This window comes from Mesotoga sp. UBA5825 (assembly GCF_002432955.1).
Classification (GTDB): domain Bacteria; phylum Thermotogota; class Thermotogae; order Petrotogales; family Kosmotogaceae; genus Mesotoga.
This window is the reverse complement of record NZ_DJHG01000121.1, coordinates 8,679-15,688: the sequence shown is the minus strand read 5'-3', so window position 1 is coordinate 15,688 and position 7,010 is coordinate 8,679. Positions and strand designations below refer to the sequence as shown.

Below are 7,010 nucleotides of genomic sequence, written 5' to 3'. Positions count from 1 at the left end.
CCCGCTCTTCCCAAGGACGGGTCCACGCTCCTGGACGAAGGTCGAAGGACGGCTCTCAATGCTCTTACGAGACCCTAGACCCCATACCCTAGACCCGGTTCTAGGAGAGAGAACCTGGACGCGAAGCGTCGGAACGAGGAACTGTTCTTGTTCCCAAAAATGGAGTCCCTATTTTGCTATTTTGTTGCTATTTTGTCGAGCCGCCCTGAAAAGTTCCTGTTCAGGGCTCCTCTTTGGGGTCATCCCGTGATGCAATTGCACGGGATCTGGTTTCCTTGTTCTTCGTAGTCTCGAATATGGTCTTTCTCGAAGCGAAGCTTCACAAAGCGTCTTCTCGCTTTCTAGGTTCGCTTTCGCTCCGTCGGAGAATGGTTAAGCGATTACGGATAACCGTTCATTCTTTTCAGTTACATCTTGTAGTACTTGCAGCTGCTAGAAAATCGACGAGCCCTTCGGCTCGACTTCTACAAGTTCGATGATTAGTCCTTCTTCTACAACTATTCTTCTGTATGCCAGTGTGCCGTCAGTTTCCACTGCCCTCTTCGTGGTAAGTGAAAGAGTGTTAAGTGAATAATCGATCGCATCGCTATGTCTATGACCAAAAAGAGCCAATGCTACGTTGCTCCTAGTGAAGAGATCAAGCAGCTCTCGTCTCTGTTCAGTCTCCTCAAAAAAGATCCATCTGTCATCGTAGAAGTTGTGATGGCCGAAGAGTATGATTTTCTCGCTTCCTATTCTCTTCAATTCTTCTGTTATCCATTCCATTTGTTCTTCAGACACTACTCCGCTCACAAATCCATACTCTGAATCGGCCGTATTTAGGCCCAAGAAGTGCCATGAACCCCACTCGAAGCTGTAGTAACAAGGCCCAAATACCTCTTCCCACAATTCCATCCCATTTATCCTGCCTGATCTTTGTGTATCGTGATTACCCGGAACAATAAACACGGGAAAATCACAATATTCAATAGTCTTCTTCTTTATGAATTCCCAGTCAGTTGTGTAAGCAAGGGCGGAACTGGAAAGATCGCCTGTTATCAGCATGAGATCGGGGCTCTCTGCCCTGATCTCGTTCAGCAGTCTCTCGAACAGGAGCATATTCTCCGGCTTGCTTAGCAGGTCGAGATGTGGATCGGTAAGATGAACGATGGTAAAGGATTCATCAAGAGACCCTACTCTGACAGCATTTTCTTCCAGCTGCCTGTAAACTACCCCGGAACTCGCTGCAAGAACCTCGAGGGAATAAAGACCTTCAGGAATTCGATCTGGAATTACGTACGTGTGTTCAGCGATCTGCGATAATTCATATGCGTTTCCCGTTCTGCCCATTAGTCTTGCTCTTTGCTGTGAATAACCTTCCTTTGTTATTACCTCAAGAATGCGATTATCACTGAGATATGGGAAAGCGAATCGCGGAGATACGATGAATTTCTCTTCAGCAGAAATGCTCTCAGATGAAGGCTTTTCCTTCAGCGAGGTGCTTGTCTTAACGATATTCCATCCGAGATTTGTCTTCATTGTGAAACCCAGTGTGCTTTCATCGAGCCAGAATGGATTCGTGGTCAAGAAAATATCCTTCGTTGCAGCAGTAATCGTATAGTCGAAGAGATCCATGATGAAGACTTCGACTTCTCCTCTGTAATCGGCAACAAATAAAAGCTTTGTACCATGGGGCGACCATACTGGAGAGAATTCGTTGAATGAACTGCTGAGAATTCCAGTTGTCTTACCGGTTCTCATATTGAAAGTAACTATGTCCCAGTCTTTTCCGTTCCAGTGCTGGAAGGCAAGATCGTTACCTGTAGGGGATAATGTAGGTGATCTCGCATCCTCAGCGACAGTCGTCTTCTCACCGGACGACAAATCCTGTTTCACAACAAACCATTTGCCATCTCTTCTTTCCGAGTAAAGCAAGAAGTCCTTCTTGGGAGAGATTACGGGTTCAATCTGGTCATATGACTCCGATGTCAGAGTCTTGATTTCTTTGGTTGCTGTGTCATATGAATATATCTTCCAGTCAGCGTTTTGATCATCAGGCAGGATTCTTCCTGCAAAGAGCAGCACATTGTCCTTGAGGTAAGGGAATTCAGCTTCCCCAGGGAAGGGTATCTTGCTTGACACGTTTCCCTGAAAGAGTTCATAGATTGCAGGCGGATAGTTTTTGGTTCTTGTTCCCTTTTCCTTGTACAGACAAGCGAAGACTTCTTTTCCGTTCGAGGCGCCCGAAATCCTCGACGAAAGGAAATCATTATCGGACGATAGCAGCCAAGTGATGGCTTCCACGTTCTCAGGAAGTACGAGATCTCTCGACTCTTCTTTCTTTGTGGTTTCAGGTTCTTCCTCTGTCGGAGTGAGTAGGTCCTTTCTTGCAATTGTAGTTAAGAACAAGATCCTGTTTTCTGTCTGTTCACGAATATCTTCGTCAATGGTGGGTCTGACATAGAACTCCCCTTCATTATCCTGGATCAGGACTCCCTGTACTGCAACGAAGCTTCCATCGCCAAGAGCAGATATGTCTATGCCGGCATAGTCATAGAACTTCACTCTCATTCCAGAAGATACGCTGTCGAAATCACGGTCTGACGGTCCAGTCAACCAGAATCCCCTGGTGATTGTTTCATTGTCGTAGGCGCTTATCTTCCCGAAAATCATCACCAACGAACCTTCGAGATTTCTAAGCTGGCTCTTTGCAGAATCTGTAAATATGATCGCAGGATCCGGCAATGTCTCTCCTTTTCTGATTATCTCAATATCATCAGGAGAGGCCGGTCTTATGACAAGGCTGTTTACATCTGTTGTATAGCCGACCGTGGTGAGTGTTCCCTTTACTCGTACAAGATCACCTTTTTCTACGAGCGGCTCCTTAAAACCTTGAGCATAGATTAGAATTCCTGCGCTCTTGTCTGTTAGGGCGAAGTAGTTCGCCGAGTCGTGCCAGAGGCCTGAACTAACCATTGCTATCCCTTCAACCTCAACGATGTTGTCTAGAAACAAGTACCTACCTTCGGATCTCTGTCGAATATCATTGATAGTAACGGTTATCGGGTCTGCGCTTTCGGCAATAGCTTCTTTTTCCACTTGCCTTTCTTGAGGAGATAATAATGTGAAGATGTCGTAGCTCCCTGCACCATCAGGTCTGTTCAATCCCGAAAAATACAGTATCTGTCCATCGGTCCACAGACTTCTTTCGTCGAGAAATGTATTCATTTGCTCTCCGGGGTGCTCGATACTCCTGGTGTAAGGGTCCCAGCGATAAACATCATATCCTCCGATTGAGTCATCTCTTGCCGAATCAAACCATATAGAACCATCAGGAGCAAGGAATACCGACCATTCATCGCCGCCGGTGTTAAGAAAGCTGAGATTCTCTGGCGATGACCATTTCCCGTCGATTGATTCAGATCTCCAAATATCTCTTCCTCCGATAGGCTCCTTTCCGTTGAAGGTGCCTCCCGACGTGAAATATGCGATAGTCTCGTCTGAGTTCACCCAGATATCCCACTCTTTTACACCCGTGCTGAGTTCAGCAATTAGAGTTCCTTCTTCCCAGCCACCCTTCTCTTCATCGAATACCGATCTGTAGAAATCATAGTCAGTATCGGCCGAGTATCTACCAAAATACATAACCAACACTCCTTCATTTTCAATAACACAGGGATTGATCTCGTACTCCGATGTATTGATATCGCCCGGAAGCCACTGTGGTTCAGCCCATTCTCCGTTTTCAAGCGTTGTGTAGTAGATATCGTAGTTTGTCCCTACGAAATATAGAATGCCGTCGTGAAGCCACGGCATCCTCTCTATTCCACTCGAGCAAAATGGCAACATCTGCACTTCTATCTGACCAAAAGTCATGATGCTCATGAGTGCGATTGCCAAAACGAGCAATGTTCGTTTACCTTTCAAAGTTTTCACCACCTTTAGTCGTCTTTCATAATGGGGAGCTGCTAATGATTAACTTGAATAGGTTCATGTGTTCTTCCACTTTCATATGCTGCTAGAGCAACTCTTAGAGCTTCAAGTCCATCTTCTCCTGAGGTCAAAGGCTCTCTTTTCTCGACTACAGAATCAACGAATTCCTTAACCAGCGCTTTGTCGAAACTGTCTCCGAAATTCTCCCAGAAGACTCCTCTATTGTTTGAGAAGACTCTCAGCTTCGCATCAAAGGCGCTTATCTTGAGCGAACCGTTTGTACCGACAAGATTGAGAGTGACATCTCCCCAGTAAGGATAGGCTTCAGGTCTTGACCAGCTGCAGTCGAGACTCATGAAGGAATCGTTAGAAAGACCTAGCAGGAGGAGGCCACAGTCTTCAACTGGGATGTCGTAAATGAGTCTGCCGTATTCGGCCGATACCTCGACGATCTCAACATCTAGTAGCCAGCGGATAATATCCACAACGTGAACGGTATGATCCATAACCGCCCCTCCGCCGGAAAGCTTCTCATCTACGAACCATCCTCCGGGCATTCTTCCATGATTTGTAGCCGAGACCGAGAGGATTCTGCCGAGTCTGCCGGTTTCGATTTCCTTCTTTGCCTGCTGAATCGATGGAGCGTATCTTACGGGAAAGGCCATCTGAAAGACAACGTTGTTTTCTCTCGCCGTCTGCAGCATCGATCGTGCATCTTCTTCAGTTGTAGCAATTGGTTTTTCACACAGAACGTGTTTGCCATTGTTCATGGCAAGCTCCGCATATTGCTTATGGAATGAGTTTTCGGAAGTAACTACGACCCCATCGGAGTTTTCAATTAGCTTCAGAGGATCGTCAAAGCGTTCTATGCCCAAGAGATTCGAGGTCTTTGCGCTTCTAGAAGAATCGTGATCAAATACACCCGTAATGCTTGTTTCTGAGAGAGACTGAATCTGCCTTATATAGCTGTATCCGTGCGTGTGGGCTATTCCAAGAACTCCAATCCTGAACACCTACACCACCTCCAGGAGCTTCACAGGTCTCCCGCTTTCTGCAGATCGGTTGGCGGCCAGCGAGATCTTCAACGCCTCAATAGCTTCAATACCATCCACGGGAACCTTTCTTTCTTCTCTGACCGCTTCTATGAACTTCTGTATGTGTAATCCATAAGGATCATTGGCTGTGGGGGTGCTCTTTGAGAAAGACGGGAGATCCTTAGACACAGTCTGCACCCTAATAGTGAAATCCTCATCGCTGTCGTAGGTTATCATTCCATCTCTACCCACGAATTCGAAAGAAGTTGTGAATTTCGAAGGAGCGTTTTCCGGCTCGGCCCAGCTGCCCTCGACATGAGCCAGCGAACCGTTTGTGAATTTGACGACAGCTATGGCATGGTCTCTGTTTCTGCCTGGATGAGAAGGAGTGTTTTTCACGCTTCTTGCTGTTATGGATTCTACTTCTCCCAGGACCGTTCTCAAGAAGTCGAAGTCGTGAATGGAAAGATCAAGAAGAACTCCGCCGCTTCTAGCGAGTTCGTCGAACCAATTGTTCCAGCCGTGCTTTGGAAAGACACCACCGCGATACATCCTTGCCATGACCACCGTGCCTATAGCTCCGTCTTCCATAAGGCTCTTTGCCCTAGAGTAAGAGTCAAAGAATCTCACTACATGATTCACACCCAGCAGAACGCCGTTTTGCTTGCAAACCTCAACCATTTCTAGAGCGTCTTTGAGAGTACGGGCTATTGGTTTTTCGCAGAGGACATGCTTCCTGTTTCTTGCCGCTTCCACCACAAGATCCCTGTGTGTATCCGTAGGTGTACAGATACTGACTACTTCTATTTCGTCATCGGTGAGTATCTCCTCTACAGTGGATGCTTTTGAAGAGGTGAGTCTTGCGCATTCCAGAGTCTGTTCCCTTGAGAGACTCGCTACTGCTTTCACATTGACGTCTTGCAAGCTGCTGTACGCAATGGAATGAACCTTTCCCATCATTCCACAACCGATAATTCCAACGTTTGTCATACAAGTTCCTCCCGAAATACTCTATATTTTCAAGTTAATCGTCTCGATATCGAGAAAATCACTTTCCTTCAGATCGAGTTCCTGGATGACTCTTTTCAGATAGCCCCTCTTGGAAACCTGCTCAGGTATGTGGGAATCTGTTCCGTAGGAGAAAGCAACTCCGGATCGTTTCATAATATCCAGAACTTCTAATCGCGGCGTTTTTGATGGCTCATGTATTTCGAGTGCAATATCGTTTGCCTCGAGATCCTTTGCCAATCGCGAGTACCAGTCAGACGTGAAGTACTTGTGAATGATCTGCCGCTCAATCTCCCTCTTCTTGTCGAATCCCGGATCGTGATCAAGAAGAGGTAGAAGCGGGAGATAGCCCTCGACGTGCCCAAGAATCTGAAAGCCTCCTCTTCGTGCATTTTCGGCAATGATACCTTTGTAAGCTTGCCAGTAATCTTCACTGTTTGTTCCCTCTAGCGGAACTCTGTGAAGACTCGCAATGATGTACTCTATTTCGCCCATCATAAAAGGGAGTAGTATGCCGCTCTTCCCGAGCCCGGTTTCCACACCGAGATGAGCGGAGATGCCGAGCCTCCTGGCGCTTTCTTTGAATGCTCCGAAGGCCTCAAGATAGTCTTTTGTGAATTCTATGCTGGATGGATGGTTTAACTCAAAGTGATCAGTCACGCCACATACACTTACATTGCCTTCCAAAGCTTCAAGAAGCCGAGAAAAAGTCATCTCTCCGTCTGAATAGCTTGTGTGCAGATGATAATCAAGTTTTGTCAGATTCAATTTTCAAACCTCATTTCTTCAGTGAAATTCCATCGAAATCGACAGATGATTTTATGTTAAGTAAATCGAGAGTTGTTGGCGTAATGTCGACTAGAGTACCTCTCTCTACGCAGTTCTTTGTCTTGTGAATATCTCTAAACATGAACACGGAGGGCTCCTCGTGGAAAGTTCCGTGATATCCGAAAAAAGACCCGGGCCTTCTCGACTTCAATGAGTTTGAATATCCTCTTTTCAAACAGAAGGCGACGTCAGCATACTCGGGGTTGTGCAACTTCTTCATTTCTTCTT

At 46.3% G+C, this 7,010-nt stretch carries 4 protein-coding genes and 1 pseudogene; all 5 read right to left on the bottom strand.

The genetic code is table 11. The annotated features are described in order from the left end of the window. Window positions 1-432: 432 nt before the first annotated feature. Window positions 433-1,149 (bottom strand): metallophosphoesterase family protein, encoded by a 717-nt coding sequence (locus B3N33_RS13085; protein ID WP_414674218.1) that lies wholly within the window; start codon window positions 1,147-1,149, stop codon window positions 433-435. Window positions 1,150-3,947: 2,798 nt separating this feature from the next. Beyond that, window positions 3,948-4,925, bottom strand: coding sequence for a Gfo/Idh/MocA family protein (locus tag B3N33_RS12000; RefSeq protein ID WP_214078272.1), 978 nt, complete (start codon window positions 4,923-4,925; stop codon window positions 3,948-3,950). Beyond that, complete coding sequence (locus B3N33_RS11995) at window positions 4,926-5,936, bottom strand: Gfo/Idh/MocA family protein (protein WP_214078273.1); 1,011 nt, start codon at window positions 5,934-5,936, stop codon at window positions 4,926-4,928. It abuts the gene before it with no gap. 21 nt (window positions 5,937-5,957) lie between these two features. Then, window positions 5,958-6,722 carry a PHP domain-containing protein gene (locus B3N33_RS11990; protein ID WP_214078274.1) on the bottom strand — a complete coding sequence of 255 codons (765 nt, stop codon included), beginning with the start codon at window positions 6,720-6,722 and terminating at the stop codon, window positions 5,958-5,960. A gap of 10 nt (window positions 6,723-6,732) precedes the next feature. Then, window positions 6,733-7,010 (bottom strand): annotated as a pseudogene (locus tag B3N33_RS11985) (hypothetical protein); the annotation flags it as partial.

Bases quoted from the DNA above. Each gene is read 5' to 3' on its own strand.
- B3N33_RS11995 (WP_214078273.1), bottom strand. From the start codon at position 5,936: ATGACAAACGTTGGAATTATCGGTTGTGGAATGATGGGAAAGGTTCAT.